The organism is Sorangiineae bacterium MSr11367, assembly GCA_037157805.1.
Classification (GTDB): Bacteria; Myxococcota_A; Polyangia; order Polyangiales; family Polyangiaceae; genus Pendulispora; species Pendulispora rubella.
Map to the genome: position 1 here is coordinate 3,187,317 of CP089983.1, position 15,578 is coordinate 3,202,894.

Consider the following 15,578-nt stretch of genomic DNA (forward strand, 5'->3'; position numbering starts at 1 on the left):
GCTACATGTTCGCGGCGTTCAGAATGAAGCTCGTGGCGCCGCCCACGATGCCGAGGGCAATGCCCACGATGGCGAGGATGAGCGACGTCTTCGCCTTGGCGCGCGCCGTCTCCATGTCGCCGTTCTTCTTCGCGGTGCCGGCTTGGATCGCGAAAACCAGCCCGATGATGCCCACGATGCAGAAGCAGAAGATGGCGACGATGTTCAGCACCAACGGCAAGGTCGTGTTGACGTCGCCACCGGCGCCCGGGACCATGGGGCCGCCGGGCGGGGGGAAGCCACCGCCGGGCGGGCCGAACCCTTGCGGCGGCTGTCCGCCACCGTAGCCTTGGGGCGGTCCGCCGCCGTAACCGGGAGGCCCGCCACCGTAGCCGCCGCCACCTGGAGGGCCGCCACCGAAGCCGGGAGGGCCGCCGCCCGGCGGGCCACCGAACCCAGGAGGACCGCCACCCGGAGGACCGCCGTAACCGGGAGGCCCACCGGCTCCACCAGGAGGAGGACCGCCAAAGCCGGGAGGCCCACCCCCGTAGCCGCCGGGGGGACCGCCGCCGCCCGGAGGACCCCCGTAACCGCCACCACCGGGCGGCCCGCCGCCGCCGGGCGGGGGGAACCCACCGCCGCCACCACCGGGAGGTGGCGGAGGGAAGCCACCGCCACCGGGAGGCCCGTATCCGCCTGCCGCGTGATGTGTGGAGTTTGCGCTCATCGGGTCGTAAACCATCATGGGGTTCTTTTCTCCTCGCGAAACGGTCTACGTGTCGGGACGCCGCGGGCTTCCCAGCCCAGGCGTGTCGCCCCCTCGTAGATCGTCAACTCCTCAGTTTGGGCGTTCGGCGAGCATCGCACACATCGCCAAGGCTTGTCATCGCGCTTCGAGAAGCGGTTTCCCAGGATCGCGATCGCTGCGGCGACGCCTCCAAAGGATCGAGATCGCAGCCGCTCCCCTCGGCCGCATTGGACCTCGGACCCGAGAGCTGTGTAGAAAGAAGTACATGCGGATTTGCCCGCAGTGCTCCGAGCTCTTTCATGACGATGCCGGTTTTTGCCCCTTCGAAGGCACACCGCTCACCAAAAGCACCGATCCATTGCTCGGGCGCACCATCGCGGGGCGCTTTCGTCTGATCAAGCGCCTCGGCGCCGGCGGGATGTCGAGCGTCTATTTGGCGCGTCACGTGATGATCGATCGCCTCAACGCGATCAAGATCCTGCGCCAAGAGCTCTCGCTCAATCCGAGCCATCGTGAGCGCTTTCTGCGCGAGGCGCGCGCGGTCAATCGCATCAACCACCGCAACATCGTCGAGATCACCGACTTCGGCGACACCGACAACCTCGCGTACCTCGTCATGGAATACATCGAGGGCGAGTCGCTCATCACGCACATGCGCGTGGGCCGCTTTCCGTGGCGGCGCGTTGCGCACATTGCGGCGCAGGTCGCCTCGGCGCTCGGCCGCGCGCACCAGATGGGCATCATCCATCGCGACTTGAAACCCGAGAACATCTTGCTCGTCAGCAAAGGCGACGCCCAGGACACGGTGAAGCTCACCGACTTCGGCATTGCCAAGATCCTCGATGCGCCGACGTTGACCTTCCACGAGCAGATGTTCGGCACGCCCGGCTACATCGCGCCCGAGTACCTCGATGGCCTTGCACCGGATGGCCGCGCCGATCTCTACGCGCTCGGTGTGGTCATCTACGAGATGCTCGCGGGCACGCTGCCGTACAACGCGCGCGGGCAGGCCGAGCTGCTCTTCAAGCCGCTCGAGGCTGCGCCCGTGCCCCTGCGCGAGCGCGGGCTCGACGTGCCTCCGGACATCGAGGCGCTGGTCCACGCGCTTTTGGCCCGGCAGCGCGACGATCGGCCGGCCGACGCCTTCATCGTGCACGATGCGCTCATCCACGCGCTTCGCCGTCCGGTCACCACCATCGCCGAAGATGAAGAGACGGTGACCGCGCACCTCGACGCTGCCGCGCTGGATGCTGCGCTGCGCGACAGCGAGGTGACACCGTTGGCCATCGATGCGGCCATCGCGAGCATGGCCGCGCGCGACGATGCGCTCACCCTGGCCATCGGCGAGGGCGATCCCTTCGAGGAGCCGATGCAGGAGCATCCGAGCCCGTCGGTGCGTCCCACCGTGCAACTCGCGCAGCGTGAAAGCGCGCTCGCTGCGCGATGGAACGCGGCGCTCGATGCCCTCGAGGAGGCCATCATTCGCGCCAGTGCCGCAGGCGGCGAGAGGGCCGCGCGCGCGGAGCTGGCGAAGGACCACGCCGTGCAGGTTCGCGCGCTGATCATGTCCGTCGAACGCGCGACCGGCCGCGTTTCCGAGTACCAGGGTCGCGTCGATCGCCTCGCGGCGCAGGGACGCGAGTTCCGCTCCGAGCTGGGGCGATCCATCGACGAGCTGTCGCACGAGCGCTCGCGCGAACGGTTGCATCTTGCATCGATTCGCACGCGCCTCGACAGCCTGCGCGAGCAAAACGCCGAGCGGGGCGTGGAGCCTGGCCCAAAGCAGGCATCGGAATCGGCGTGGGAACAAGAGACGTTGCGCGGAGAGAGCGATCGCTCCTCCCTCGTCGACGCGGACCTGTCCTCGCGCCTCGAGATGCGCAAACGCCAACTCGATGAGAAGAACGAGCGCCTCGACCTGGAATTCACCGAGGCCACGGCGCTGCTCGAAGGGGCCATCTCCGCCGTACGACGGCTGACGCGTGAGCTGGTGCGGGTCCTCGACGAAGCGGCTGCGCTGGTGACCACAGCCTAGCCGTAGCTCTCCGGGACCCGAGCAAGACCGAGGAAGAAGAGCGCAAGAGCTGCAAAGAAAAAGCACGTCCTTTCGCCATTGTGTGAGCGCGACGGCGGAGGTCATGCATCCTATGTAGTGAAGCTGGCGACGGTGCTGTGCGGCCGTCTTCTTACGGATTGTTGCCCACGTCGGCTGTGCTTCGCATTCGAACAAGGGAGGGAGCCACTCGTTCTTGGAAACGAGGCGGGGGTCGTGTGTCGAAATGGGTCAGAAATCAACCAAGGCAGTACCGCGGGTACTCGCCGCGATGGCCATCCTCGTGATGGCCACGGCGAGCTGTCGCGCAGGTGGATGGGTGGCGAGCGTCGTAGGTGACGTCGTCGGAAGCAAAGGGGACGTGGCGTGCGATCGCCGGTACGGCGAGGGCCCGGAGGCCGATCCTGCCGGGTTTTGCCAGGAGGTCATCGACACGGTGGCCGTCTCCCAGGTTGGCGACGATTGCCGGGACAACCAACACGCCCACTCGATCGAAGGGCGCTGCCCGCGCGAGGGCATCATCGGCGGCTGCAAGCTGTCGATCACCAACGACGATGGCTCGGAGGTCTATGACTGGTATTACGACGTCAGCGATCTCGAGCGGGCCAAGAACACGGAGTTCGAGAGCAGCGTCAAAACCGTCGACGAAGTGCGGGCCAAATGCGCGGACCGCAGTCGCTACGACGAGGGGGCCGAGTTCGTCGAGCCGTGAGACGCTTCGTCGCTGTCTCGTAGGCTCACAGGTCGTGATCGCGCAAGAAGCGTAGGTTGACCGCGTTGATGACGACGTGCGCCGCAATGGGGCCGGCGAGGTTGCCGGTGAGGGCGAAGACGGACCCGAGCAGGAGGCCCATGATGGTCGCCCAGCCGGCCCAAACCCACCGGGCACCCCGCACTTGATGCAAGGCGCCGAACGCGACGGACGACACCACGAGGCCAAACACGCCGCCGACGGCCTGCAGGAAGGCCCCGCGAAAGAGTATCTCTTCCGCAATGCCGCTTGCGAGGGCCATGGCCGCGATGGAGCTGCCGCGGAGACGTCGAACGACCGGGCGGAGTTCTACGTGAAGCGCGCGTGCCCAGGTAAATCGACTGACCACGAAGCGGGTGGCGACGATCGTGGCCCCGGCCAGGCAGGCCCCCATGGCCAGGCTGGCCCAAATCCCCGTCTCGGGCCCGATGGGCAGCCACGGAGGCATGGTGACCGGGCTCTGGCCCAGCGCGAGCGAGACGCCGGCACCGGCGGCTGCCAGGACCAGATACACGAAGCCGAGGAGGTATTTCTCCGTGGCGTCGCCGGCGCCGTCAAAAAGTACCCGCATGGTCATTGCGATCACCCCGATGCTGCGTGATCCAAGTAGAATCGTACACTCGATGGGTCAGCCTTTGCACGATGAGCGTCCGCGTGTGCTCATTGTCGACGACGAAAAATTCATTCGCGACATCCTCGCAGATTTTCTCGGCATGGAAGGATACGTGGTGCGAACGGCCGAGGATGGGGCTGCCGCTCTCACCGAGCTCACGGCCGCGCCGTACGACATGGTCATCAGCGATCTGAAGATGCCCCGCATGGGCGGCATCGAGCTGCTCGATGCAATCGCGACGACCGCACCCAATGCCCTTACCGTCATCATGACCGGCTTCGGCACGGTGGAAACCGCCATCGATGCGATGAAGCGGGGTGCGTACGACTACATTTTGAAGCCGTTCAAAGTGGAGGAGGTCATCCACGTCGTGCAGCGCGGCCTGGAGAAGCAAAGGCTCTCGGCCGAAAACCTGCGCCTGCGTGAAGCCCTCAGCCTCTACAAGGTGAGCGAGGCCATTGCGGCGAGCCTTTCGCTCGACGAGGTGCTGGCCACCGTGGGCGACACCGCCTTGCACGAGATCCGGGGCGATCTGGTGTCGACGTGGCTCGAGGACGGGGAGGGCGGCTACTTCGAGCGCCAGCGCCTCACGCAGGCCGATGGGCCCTCACCGGAGACGGCCATCGACGCGGACATGGGCCAGCTTTCGGCCCAGGCCTTCCTCGATCATTTCGCCCACGACTCCACGCTTCTGGAGCAGGGGACGCGCGGCAGCATCTTTTTCGCCAAGGAGGCGGAGGTGCCGCTCAAGTCGCTCTTGGCCGTGCCCTTGCGCATGAAAACGCGTCTTCTAGGCTGGATTGCGGTCGCCAGCTTCACGCGCACGCGCAAGTTCGACGAGGGACAGCGCAAGCTCCTCTCCATCGTGGCCTCGCGGGCCGCGGCCGCCATCGAGAACGCGCGCCTGTACGAGGATTTGCGGGCCACCTTCCAGCAGACCATCGAGGGGCTGGCCCGCGCCATCGACAAGATGGACCGGTACACCTCGGGCCACTCCGAGCGGGTCGCTCTGTATGCGGTGTATCTGGCCACACGGCTCGGCCTACCGCCGGATGTCGTCGAAACCGTGCGGCAGAGCGCGCTGATGCACGACATCGGCAAAATCGGCTGCGTGATGAACTTGAACAAGCCGGGCAAGCTCACCCAGGACGAGTACGAGATCTTCAAGCGCCACCCCGGCTACGGGCGGGACATTCTGGACCCCATCAAGTTCCTGCACCCGCTGATCCCGGGCGTGCACCTGCACCACGAGCGATGGGACGGGCGCGGCTATCCCCTTCGTTTGAAGGGAAATGACGTGCCGCTCATCGCGCGCATCATCGCCGTGGCCGACACGTACGACGCCATGACGAGCGATCGTGCCTACCGGCGCGCACTTCCCCACGAGGTCGCCGTGAACGAGATCGAGCTCTGTTCGGGCACGCAATTCGACCCGGAAGTGGCCGCTGTCTTCTGCAAGCACCTCGACGATTATCGCGAAGAACGCACCAGCGCCGGGGAGAAGGTGCCGGAATAGGCCGTGAGAGTGGGTCGGGGGCGTTGACGAAAGGTCTCGCTAGGGTCAAAACACGGCGCACCATGCTGGACGATACCCTGCGCGAGGCTTTGACCTTCGACGACGTTCTCCTGCTCCCCGCCTACAGCGAGATTTTGCCGAAAGACGCCGACGTTCGGACGCGTCTGACGAAGAAGATCGAGCTCAATATCCCGCTGCTCAGCGCAGCGATGGATTCCGTGACCGAGGCCCGCACCGCCATCGCCATGGCGCGGCAAGGCGGCATCGGCATCATTCACAAGAACCTTCCGCCGGAGCATCAGGCCGCGGAGGTCGAACGGGTGAAGCGCGCCGAGAGCGGCATGGTCAGCAAGCCGGTCACGGTGCGGCCGTCGCAGTCGCTGCGCGAAGTGCTCGCCATCATGCGTGAGCACGACATTTCCGGCGTTCCGGTCACCGAGGGTGACCACCCGGTGGGCATTTTGACCGCGCGCGACATCCGCTTCGAGCGCAACCTCGACCAACCGGTGAGCGCGCTCATGACGAAGGAGCTCGTCACCGTCCCGCCGGGCACCCCGCTCGATCAGGCGAAACAGCTCCTGCACCAACACCGCATCGAGAAGCTTCTCGTGGTGGATGGCGGCAAGCTCGCCGGGCTCATCACGATTAAGGACATCCTCCAGGCGAACAAGAACCCGCTGGCCATCAAAGACGGCCGCGGTCGCCTGCTCGTGGGGGCCGCCATCGGACCGGGCCCCGATCGGAAGGAGCGCGCCGCGGCGCTGGTTGCGGCCGGCGTGGACGTGCTGGTGATCGACACCGCCCACGGGCACTCGCGCGGGGTCATCGACGCGGTGGCCGAGACGAAGAAGGAGTTCCCCGACGTGCAGGTCATCGCCGGCAACGTCGCGACCGCGGAGGCCACCGAGGCGCTCATCGGCGCGGGGGTGGACGCCGTGAAGGTGGGCATCGGCCCGGGCAGCATCTGCACCACGCGCGTGGTGGCGGGCATCGGTGTCCCGCAGGTCACCGCGGTGGCGGACTGCTCCCGCGTCGCCGATCGTTACGACGTGCCCATCATCTCGGACGGCGGCGTGAAGTTCTCGGGTGACGTCACCAAGGCCATCGCGGCCGGCGCCAGCTCGGTCATGATCGGGTCGCTCTTCGCGGGCACCGACGAATCGCCGGGCGATCTCGTGCTCCTGCAGGGCCGCAGCTACAAGGTGTACCGCGGCATGGGCTCCCTCGGCGCGATGCGCAAGGGTTCGCGCGATCGCTACGGGCAGTCGGGCACCGCGGACGAGAAACTCGTGCCCGAGGGCATCGAGGGGCGCGTTCCGCACCGCGGCTCGCTCGCGTCCATCCTGTACCAGCTCGTCGGCGGCTTGCGCAGCGGCATGGGCTACACGGGCTGCCGCACCATCCAGGAGCTGCGCAAGAACACGCGCTTCCTTCGCATCACGTCGCAGGGCTTGCGCGAGAGCCACGTGCACGACGTAATCGTGACCGAGGAGGCTCCGAATTACCGCAGCTAGAGTTCCACCGGGCGCTCAGGGGGGAGCGCCTCCGCCCGCAGGGAGCTTCACGTCGACCTTGCGGAGCAGTTTCGAACATACGCCGAAGGCGTTGGGGCTCGTCTTCCGCTCGTCGCCGGTGGGCACGCTGGGAATCGGCGCGCTCACCGTCATGAATGCGGTGTTGCCGCTGGCCATCGCCTACGTGGGCAAGCGCATCGTCGACGCCGTGGTCGCGCGCGATGCGCAGGTGACCTGGCATTGGGTGCTCACGGAGCTCGGGTTCGTGGCCGCACTGGCCGGGTCGACGCAGGCTTTGAGCTTGGTGCGGCGCATCGTGGGCGCGCGTCTGGGATTGGACATCAACGTGGCCATCCTGGAGAAGGCGACGACCTTGGAGTTGCGCCACTTCGAGGATCCCGAGTTCTACGATCGGCTGACCAAGGCCCGCCGCGAGGCCTCGTCGCGGCCTTTGTCGGTCATCACGCGCGCGTTTCAAATGCTGCAAAGCGTGATTTCGCTCTTTGGATATGCGGCGTTGCTGCTGCGGTTCAGCGGGTGGGCGGTGGCGGCGCTGCTTCTCGCGGCCATTCCCGCAACGGTGGCCGAAATGCGCTTTTCGACGCAGGCCTTCCGCCTGCGCAATTGGCGTTCGCCCGAATCGCGAAAGCTCATGTACTTGGAATACGTCCTTTCCAACGACGAGCACGCAAAAGAGGTAAAGCTTTTCGGTTTGGGCTCGCACCTTTTGACGCGCTACCGCGACATCGGTGAGCTCTTCTACCGCGAAGACACCGATCTCTCGAAGCGCGCGGCCAAGTGGGCTTACCTCCTTTCCATGCTGGCCACGCTGACCTTTTATGGTTGCTACGCGTCGATGGCCCTTTCCGCGGTGCGCGGCACGCTCACCCTGGGCGATCTCACCTTGGGCATGGTGGCCTTTCGTCAGGGGCAGCAAGCGTTTCAGTCGCTGCTCGGCGCCTTCGGCGGAATGGTCGAGGACAACCTGTACATGTCCAACCTCTTCGCCTACCTCGCGCCCCTCTCTCCCGTAAACGTGTCCGCGCCCATGCCCGTGCCCGCGCTCCCCGTAGCCGAGCGCGGCATCCACTTCGACAACGTCGGCTTCCGCTACCCGGGCCGCGAAGAATGGGCGCTCCGGCACGTGAACGTCGTCATCCCCGCGCGGCAAAGCCTGGCCCTCGTTGGCCAAAACGGTGCGGGCAAGACCACGTTCATCAAGCTCCTCACACGCCTTTACCAGCCCACCGAAGGGCGCATCCTGCTCGACGGCAAAGACCTCCGCGAGTGGGACGAATCGGATCTGCGCCGGCGCATCGGCGTCGTCTTTCAGGACTTTGCGCAATACCAATTCACCGCCCGCGAGAACGTCGGCCTGGGCAGCATCGATGACCTCGAGGACGTCGACCAAGTCGGCCGCGCCGTTCACAAAGGCGGGGCCGAGGCCGTGGTCGCAAGCCTCAAACAAGGCTTGGAAACGCCCCTCGGGCGATGGTTCGCGGACGGCGTCGAACTCTCTGGCGGCCAATGGCAAAAGATCGCACTGGCGCGCGCCTTCATGCGCGAAGGCGCCGACATCCTCGTACTCGACGAGCCCACCGCCGCGCTCGATGCCGAGGCCGAGCACGCGGTCTTCGAGCGCTTTCGCGAGCTTACCCGCGACAAGACGAGCATCCTCATCTCGCACCGTTTCCCCACGGTGCGCATGGCCGATCGCATCTTGGTCATCGAACACGGCCAGGTCGTCGAAGAGGGGACCCACGAGGCGCTGCTCGTGCGGAATGGCCGCTACGCGCACCTCTTCTCGCTGCAGGCGCAAGGCTACCTCTGATGCTAAAGTCCAACGCCGTGCGAACCATCGATGCCCATTGGCTGGGAAGAATCCGTTACGCCGAGGCGCATGCGCTGCAGCAGGAGCTCGTGCAGCAGCGCATCGCCGGCACCATCGGCGACACGTTGCTCTTGCTCGAACATGCGCCGGTCATCACCTTGGGCCGGGGCGCCAAAGCGAACAACGTGTTGCTCGATGCCGCCGCGCGCGCAAACCTCGGCATCGACTTCCACGAGACGGGCCGCGGCGGCGACGTGACGTACCACGGCCCCGGCCAGCTCGTGGCGTACCCGATTTTCGATTTGAAGCCGGACCGTTGCGACGTACGCCGCTACGTGCGCGATCTCGGGCAGATCATGATCCGCCTCGCCGCGGACTTCGGCCTCGCGGCGCACATGCTCGACGGCAAATACATCGGCGTGTGGGTCGACTTGGAACACCCCGAGGCATGGGACGGCCAACCGGAGACCAAGGGCGTCTTCCCGGGGAAGATCGGCGCCATCGGCGTGCGGCTCTCGCGATGGGTCACCATGCACGGCTTCGCCTTCAATGCGTCGACCGATCTGCGCGCGTTTCAGCTCATCGTGCCGTGCGGCATCACGGAGTACGGCGTCGCCTCGCTCGAAGCACTCGATCGCGATGCGCCGCCGGTGTCCGAGCTGGCCAAGATGGTACTCCCCCACGTCGAGGCGGTGTTCGACGCGAACGTTCGCCTCAAGGACTCGGCGCCTTGGTGGCCACGAGCAGAACGTTCGCAAATGGAGTCCCCTGCCAGCACGGCGTGATCTCCGTGCGGAATCCGTGGGCCTCGAGCACGCGCGTCGCGGCGGAGATGGGGCGAATGCAGAGCCTCGCCCCGCGGTTGACGCGCAAGCCCGTCGTGATGGTCTCTTGCAGCCGCGTCACCTGACTGCGCCAGCCGCGATCCGGATCCAGATCGCGGATGACGATGCGTGAGCGCGCAAGCCCCGCCACGCGGGTCAAGAGCGCATCCTGCTCTTCCTCGGTGAAGTAGTGCAGCACGTCGATGAGCAGCGCCGTGTCGCACGCCTCCCGCGGTGCCTCGCGCAGATCGCCCACCGCGAACGTCGCAGCCAGCCCTTCGCTCGCCTTGGTCGCCTCCGCGATTTTCGCCGCGTCCCAATCGACGCCGCCGACGCTGGACGCGCCCTTCGACTCGAGCAGCGCAATGCCCAGCTGCCCGCGCCCGCAGCCGACGTCCGCCACCGCACCAAAGCCTCCCGCTTTGGCCAAATCCAGCACCGCCCGCACCACCGGATCGTGCGTCATCTTCGACGTCACGTACCCGCGCGTGAACCTCCGGCCGCGCGCATAGCGCTCGGCCACGCGATCCACCACCTCGTCGAACGCGCTGCGTTTCCGTCGGGCCGAGGCAATCACGTACGTCAGGGCTCCACCGAGCGCCGCCATCGCCGGCGCGAAGAACAAAGTTCCCACGGCGATCTCCTTCAGGAACCGCTTCGTCCCGTGGGCGAGCATCGCCTCGCGCGAGGTCAGCGGCAGGAAGGCCCCGTCGAGGAGGCGCGCGCCGATCTCGATTTCCGCAAAGGTGAGAAACGGCGCGATGAACGGCAGCGAAATGTTCGCCGCCAAGTACGCGACCGGCACGTCGAGCCGCAACGGCACGCACACGCCCACCACGAGAAAGAAGTGCGCCCCGTAGAGTGGCGTCACGCCGATGGCGAGCCCCACGGCCACACTGGCGGCCGCGCGGGCAGGGGTCAGCTCGCCACCGCGGAGACGCTTCCATGCCGCGCGGAAGGTCTCCTTCCACGACGTCGCTCGAACTTCCGCCGTACTCACGCCGTATCAGCCGCTCCCGGGCGCCTTCTTCGCGACAGGCATCGCCCGGAGCGACTCCTTCGAGCGCGTTTGCTGCAACATGCGCAGGTACATCTTTGCTTGCGCGTTGTCCGGTTCGATGGCCAGCGCTCGTTGCCACGCGTCTTCGGCGTCGTTCGGTAGCCCGAGCGCCAACAGCGTCACGCCGAGCTTCACCCGCGCGGGGACGTACTCGGGGCGTGCACCCACCGCGGCCTCGTACTGCACGCGCGCCGCCTCGAGATCGTTCTCGTGGTGCAACATGTTGCCGAGCCGCGTGCGGAGATCCGCGAACGTGGGGCACAAGGTCACACCTTTTTCGAGCTCGCCGATGGCTTCGCGTGTGAGCCCCAAGTCGGCGTACGCCTGCGCGAGGTCGGCGTGCATGTTGGCGAGCTTGCCGCGGGCGAACGGATCGAGCGTCTGCACCGTGCCCATCGGGCTGCCCTTGATGCGCGTGTACACCTCGCGGGCCGCGTCGTACTTGCCGCGATCGTTGTAGGTCACAGCGAGGTTCAGCGCGGCCTCCGTGTACGCGGGGTTGATCGAGAGAGCTCGCTCGAAATGCCGTTCGGCTTGCACGTAGTTACCGCGCGAATGGCAAATCACGCCCAGCATGTCGTGCACATCGGCGAAGCGATCTTCCGAGGCGCTGAGCACTTCACGCAACAGCTCTTCGGCCTTCTCGAAGTCACGTTTTGCGTAGTGTTCACGGCCGAGGAGCAGGACCTGCTTGAGGCGTTCATCCATGGCAGCCACCTAATCTTACACCCCTTTCAGAGCGACGCTGACGAAGTTCCAAACGAATTCCAAGCTTGCGGATCATCGCTACCGAGGCTAAGGCGCGAATGAGTGGAGGACGTTCAGAAGCCCGAGGAGGATGGAGCCAATGTGCCCGTCGCTCCGGATGCGCCCGAAGCAGCTGAGGTCGAGGGCGCGGGCGTGAGCCATGGCGATGCGAACGAGCCCGACGCTGCGAATGGTTCGAGCGACAACGGGCTCGCCGACGCCGAACCCTCGGACGAGAACGGCCACGCATCGCACGAGGCCGAAGGCGGCGAGGAAGATGCTGCCCCGGCACCGTCCCCGCGGCTCGAGCGTGTTCAGCCTCCTCGACGACGGTTCCGCTTCGACAAGCCCATGCTGGCGGCCATCGTCGGCCTCGTGCTCATCGCCGCCTACTTCATCTTCGTGGCACCGTTCCGGTCGAAGGCACCGGTTCCGAGCGCCAGCCTCGCCACGGGCTCCGCATCGCCGTCGGCGTCGCCCAGTGCCGCGGCGCCCGAAGCGACCGTGAGCTCGCCCACGTCGCAGCGGCCCAACACCCCGCACGAACCGCAGTGGCGCATCGCGAAGCTTGCGCAGGACAAGTCGATCGAGATCGTCGAAGCCGCCGTCGGCAAGCGACCGCTCGTCACGGCGCTCGCCGCATCGGGCGTGAACCGCAACGAGGCGCAACGCATCTTCAACTCGTTCCGCAACGTGCGAAACTTCAACCGCGCGCTGCCGAAGCACACGTTCATCGTCGCCCGCAAAAAGGGCAAGACCCACGTGCTGGCCTTCGAGTACGTCGAGTCGCCTTCGCAGATCTGGCAGGCCCGCGAGAGCGAGTTGGGCGTGCTCGAAGGCAAGAAGCTCGAGCTCGCGGTCGAAGAGAAACACGTGACGGCGGGCTTTCCCGTCGAGGGCGATCTGCGCGAGTCGGTGAAGAAGGCTGGGTTCGATCCCTCGTTGCTCGAGTCCCTCGACGATGCACTCGACGGCCACGCGGAGCTCGCGGAGGTGCGCCCCGGCGCGCGCTTGCGCGTCATCGCCACCGAGGAGCGCATCGACGGCGCCTTCACGCGCTACACGGACATCAACGCCGTCGAGTACTTTCCCGCGCCCTCCGGCAAGGCGGGCGCCGAACCGGCTGCGCCCATACGCGTCTACCACTACGTGAACGATCGCCGCGCGCGCGGCTACTACGATGCCGCGGGCAAGCGTCCCTACCGCGGTGGATGGCGTGCTCCGTTGCCCGGCTCGCGCATCTCCTCGCGCTTCAACCCGAAGCGAAAGCACCCGACGCTGCACATCGTCATCCCGCACAATGGCGTCGACTTCGCCGCACCCTCGGGCACCCCCGTTTATGCGAGCGCCGACGGCGTCGTGAAGCACGCGGGCGATGGCGGTCCGTGCGGCAACATGGTGCAGATCGAGCACAAGAACGGCCTCATTTCCTCGTACTGCCATCTCTCGCGCTTCGCCGCAGGCCTTCACGCGGGGGAGAACGTCGACGCCCGTCAGCTCGTCGGCTACGTCGGCCAGACGGGCCGCGCGACTGGGCCGCACCTCCATTTTGCCGTCAAGCGCCGCGGGGCCTTCATCGATCCCTTGTCGCTCAAGCTCGACGGGGTCCGCGTCCTTCCGAGCTTCGCGCGCGCCGAGTTCGACGAGGAGCGCAAGCGCCTCGACACCGAACTGGACGGAATCGGTCTCCCCGCCGGGGCCGAGCCGCCGCCGGCCGCCGCCGACGCGGGTGCTCCGAAGCCCGACGAGACGGAAGAGATCCTCGACGACATGGAAGCGCACTAGCGCCGGGCAAAACGCCGCACTGGCGCATCCCGCGCTTTGCCTTACCCTTAAAGGAATGTCCGGTACCGATCTCCGTTCCTCCGGCGAGACCTGTCGCGAGAAGGCGCGGTCCCTGATCCACAAGTACGCTCTGTTCGGCACGGCCTGGGCGGTGCTCCCGGTTCCCATCGCGACGAGTGCCGGCCTCTGCGCACTCGAGGCGCACATGATTTACTGGGTGGGCCGCGTCTACGGCGAGGAGCTTTCCCGCCCGGACATCCTCATGCTGGGCGCAGGCCTGGAGCTCGCGAGCGTCGGCCTGAAAGCCGTGGCCAACGAGGGGGCCAACTTCATTCCGGTCATCGGGTGGGGGGTCAAGGGCGCCATTGCGGGGAGCACGATCGAGGGCCTCGGGGAGCTCGTGATCCGGCACTTCGAACAAAAATACCCCGGCAAGCTCTATCACGGCTGACCCACATATTCCCCTTCTGGCGCGAAGGCTGATAGCCTCCGCGCTTCATGGCGAAGCTCACGCAGGCGGCGAAGGTCGGAGCGTTCGTCGTCTTGGCCGGTGCCGCTTCTTTTTTCGTCTACCGCACCGTCAGCAAAGACGTCGCGGGCGGCGGTAACTACATCATCTTTGCGAAGCTAAAGGACGCGACCGGTCTCGCGAATCACTCGCGCGTGGCCATCGCCGGCATCCCCGTCGGCACCATCCATCGCATCAAGCTCGAGGATGGCATGGCCCGCATCGACGTTCGCGTGAACGGCGACGTGGCGCTCTACGACAACGCGACCATCGGCAAGAAGAACGCGTCACTCCTCGGCGAAAGCGTCATCGTGCTCACCCCGGGCACCGAAGACCACCGCCGCCTCAAGGACGGCGACCAGATCAACGTCATCGTCGAGCAAGCCTCGACGGACCAGATCATGAACGACGTCGCGGACATCGCCAAGCAGGTGAAGGAAGTGGCGAAGCAGCTCGCCAACTCCGTCGGCACCGAGCAGGGCGGCCAGAACATCCGCCTCATTCTGCAGAACCTGGCCGATGCCACCGACGCGCTCAATCAGACGGTGCGCGAGAACCGCACGGTCATCCGCGAGACGTTGCAGCACGTCGGGGCCATCGCGGCCAACGGCGAGCCGCAAGTTGCGAAGATCCTCGAGAACGTGCGGGTCATCACGGAGGACGTGAAGCAGATCACCGCGCAGACGGGGCAGGGGAGCACCGGCGCCGAGATCCGCGAGACCATCACGCACCTCAATGAGTCGAGCAAGCGCCTCGAAAGCGCCCTGGGGCACATCGACACCGTTGCAGGCCGCGCCGACCGCGGCGAGGGCACGCTCGGGCGTCTTTCGAAGGACGAGACCCTCATCAACGAGGTGCAGGGTGTTGCCGAGGGCGTGAACGACTACGTGGGCGGTCTCACGCGCCTGCAGGCCGTGGTCGGACTGCGCGCGGACTACAACTTCCTCGCGAACACCGTCAAAAACTACGTCGAATTGCGACTGCAGCCGCGCGAGGACAAGTACTACGTCATCGAGTTGATCAACGATCCGCGCGGCAAGACGACCATCACGCAGACGGACGTCGACACGACCAACCCGCGGGATCCGGCGCACTACCGCACCATCACGACCACGACGACCGACGCCTTCCGCTTCTCGCTCCAATTCGCGCGCCGCCTCGGCCCCTTCACGGGCCGTTTCGGCATCAAGGAGTCCACCGGCGGCGTGGGGCTCGACCTGCACCTGCTGCAAGATCGCTTCGAGTTCAAGCAGGACCTCTTCGGCTTCGGCGAAGAGATCCAACCGCGCTACCGCGTCTACGTCGGCTACGAGTTCATCCACCGCCTCTGGCTGCTCGGCGGCGTCGACCACGTCTTCCTCCCCAACCGGCGCGACTACTTCATCGGCTTGCAACTCCGCTTCACCGACGAAGACCTGAAGACCATCCTCCCCTTCGCCGGCAGCGCCACCCCAAGTCGATAGCGCGCGTCACCAAAGGAAGAAGGAAACCGCCAGGACGCCAGGGTCGCCAGGGGGGGCCAACGGAAACGCCTCTGGGTCCTGGTTTTTTGTTTGGGGAGAGTTTGTGGCTCAAGAAAACAACCCCAAACACCCGCCGTTCACCCCTGGCGATCCTGGCGTCCTGGCGGTTTCCTCTTCTACGGTTCT

13 protein-coding genes and 1 pseudogene are annotated in these 15,578 nt (G+C 66.2%); 10 read left to right on the forward strand and 4 right to left on the reverse strand.

What is annotated here, in order from left to right:
* Position 1: 1 nt before the first annotated feature.
* Positions 2 to 256 (reverse strand): CD225/dispanin family protein, encoded by a 255-nt coding sequence (locus LVJ94_12850; GenBank protein ID WXB08118.1) that lies wholly within the window; start codon positions 254 to 256, stop codon positions 2 to 4.
* 4 nt (positions 257 to 260) lie between these two features.
* Between LVJ94_12850 and LVJ94_12855 the strand changes: the two are divergent.
* The 3 genes and pseudogenes from LVJ94_12855 (at position 261) to LVJ94_12865 (ending at position 3,492) form a co-directional block, all read left to right on the forward strand.
* Positions 261 to 635, forward strand: a pseudogene (locus LVJ94_12855) (hypothetical protein).
* Positions 636 to 992: 357 nt separating this feature from the next.
* Entirely contained in the window at positions 993 to 2,762 is a 1,770-nt protein-coding gene (locus LVJ94_12860; protein WXB08119.1) for a protein kinase, read from the forward strand.
* Between the two features lie 244 nt (positions 2,763 to 3,006).
* A complete protein-coding gene (locus tag LVJ94_12865) occupies positions 3,007 to 3,492 on the forward strand; it encodes a hypothetical protein (GenBank protein WXB08120.1) in 486 nt (161 codons plus the stop codon).
* 25 nt (positions 3,493 to 3,517) lie between these two features.
* Here the strand turns inward: LVJ94_12865 and LVJ94_12870 are convergent, their stop codons facing one another.
* Positions 3,518 to 4,102: a CPBP family intramembrane metalloprotease gene (locus LVJ94_12870; GenBank protein ID WXB08121.1), complete on the reverse strand. Its 585-nt coding sequence runs from the start codon at positions 4,100 to 4,102 to the stop codon at positions 3,518 to 3,520.
* 52 nt (positions 4,103 to 4,154) lie between these two features.
* On the opposite strand from LVJ94_12870, the gene LVJ94_12875 reads away from it, so the two are divergent.
* From LVJ94_12875 to lipB, 4 genes are all read left to right on the forward strand, one after another.
* Complete coding sequence (locus LVJ94_12875; protein ID WXB08122.1) at positions 4,155 to 5,660, forward strand: response regulator; 1,506 nt, start codon at positions 4,155 to 4,157, stop codon at positions 5,658 to 5,660.
* 62 nt (positions 5,661 to 5,722) lie between these two features.
* Positions 5,723 to 7,174: an IMP dehydrogenase gene (guaB, locus tag LVJ94_12880; protein WXB08123.1), complete on the forward strand. Its 1,452-nt coding sequence runs from the start codon at positions 5,723 to 5,725 to the stop codon at positions 7,172 to 7,174.
* A gap of 58 nt (positions 7,175 to 7,232) precedes the next feature.
* Positions 7,233 to 9,005 (forward strand): ABC transporter ATP-binding protein/permease, encoded by a 1,773-nt coding sequence (locus LVJ94_12885; protein WXB08124.1) that lies wholly within the window; start codon positions 7,233 to 7,235, stop codon positions 9,003 to 9,005.
* Positions 9,005 to 9,790, forward strand: a complete 786-nt coding sequence (gene lipB, locus LVJ94_12890; protein WXB08125.1) for a lipoyl(octanoyl) transferase LipB — start codon at positions 9,005 to 9,007, stop codon at positions 9,788 to 9,790. The genes LVJ94_12885 and lipB overlap by 1 nt, the downstream gene beginning before the upstream one ends.
* Here the strand turns inward: lipB and LVJ94_12895 are convergent.
* Both LVJ94_12895 and LVJ94_12900 read right to left on the reverse strand, forming a co-directional pair.
* Complete coding sequence (locus LVJ94_12895) at positions 9,720 to 10,829, reverse strand: DUF2062 domain-containing protein (GenBank protein ID WXB08126.1); 1,110 nt, start codon at positions 10,827 to 10,829, stop codon at positions 9,720 to 9,722. The genes lipB and LVJ94_12895 overlap by 71 nt on opposite strands.
* 6 nt (positions 10,830 to 10,835) lie before the next feature.
* A complete protein-coding gene (locus LVJ94_12900; GenBank protein ID WXB08127.1) occupies positions 10,836 to 11,597 on the reverse strand; it encodes a tetratricopeptide repeat protein in 762 nt (253 codons plus the stop codon).
* Positions 11,598 to 11,699: 102 nt separating this feature from the next.
* Here LVJ94_12900 and LVJ94_12905 point away from each other — a divergent pair, with 102 nt between their 5' ends.
* Genes LVJ94_12905 through LVJ94_12915 form a run of 3 tightly spaced genes read left to right on the forward strand, consistent with a single transcriptional unit; the run spans position 11,700 to position 15,392 of the window.
* On the forward strand, positions 11,700 to 13,421 hold the full coding sequence (locus LVJ94_12905) for a peptidoglycan DD-metalloendopeptidase family protein (protein ID WXB08128.1): 1,722 nt from the start codon (positions 11,700 to 11,702) through the stop codon (positions 13,419 to 13,421).
* A gap of 55 nt (positions 13,422 to 13,476) precedes the next feature.
* Positions 13,477 to 13,872, forward strand: coding sequence for a hypothetical protein (locus LVJ94_12910; protein ID WXB08129.1), 396 nt, complete (start codon positions 13,477 to 13,479; stop codon positions 13,870 to 13,872).
* A gap of 47 nt (positions 13,873 to 13,919) precedes the next feature.
* A complete protein-coding gene (locus tag LVJ94_12915; protein ID WXB08130.1) occupies positions 13,920 to 15,392 on the forward strand; it encodes an MlaD family protein in 1,473 nt (490 codons plus the stop codon).
* The last annotated feature ends 186 nt before the right edge of the window (positions 15,393 to 15,578 follow it).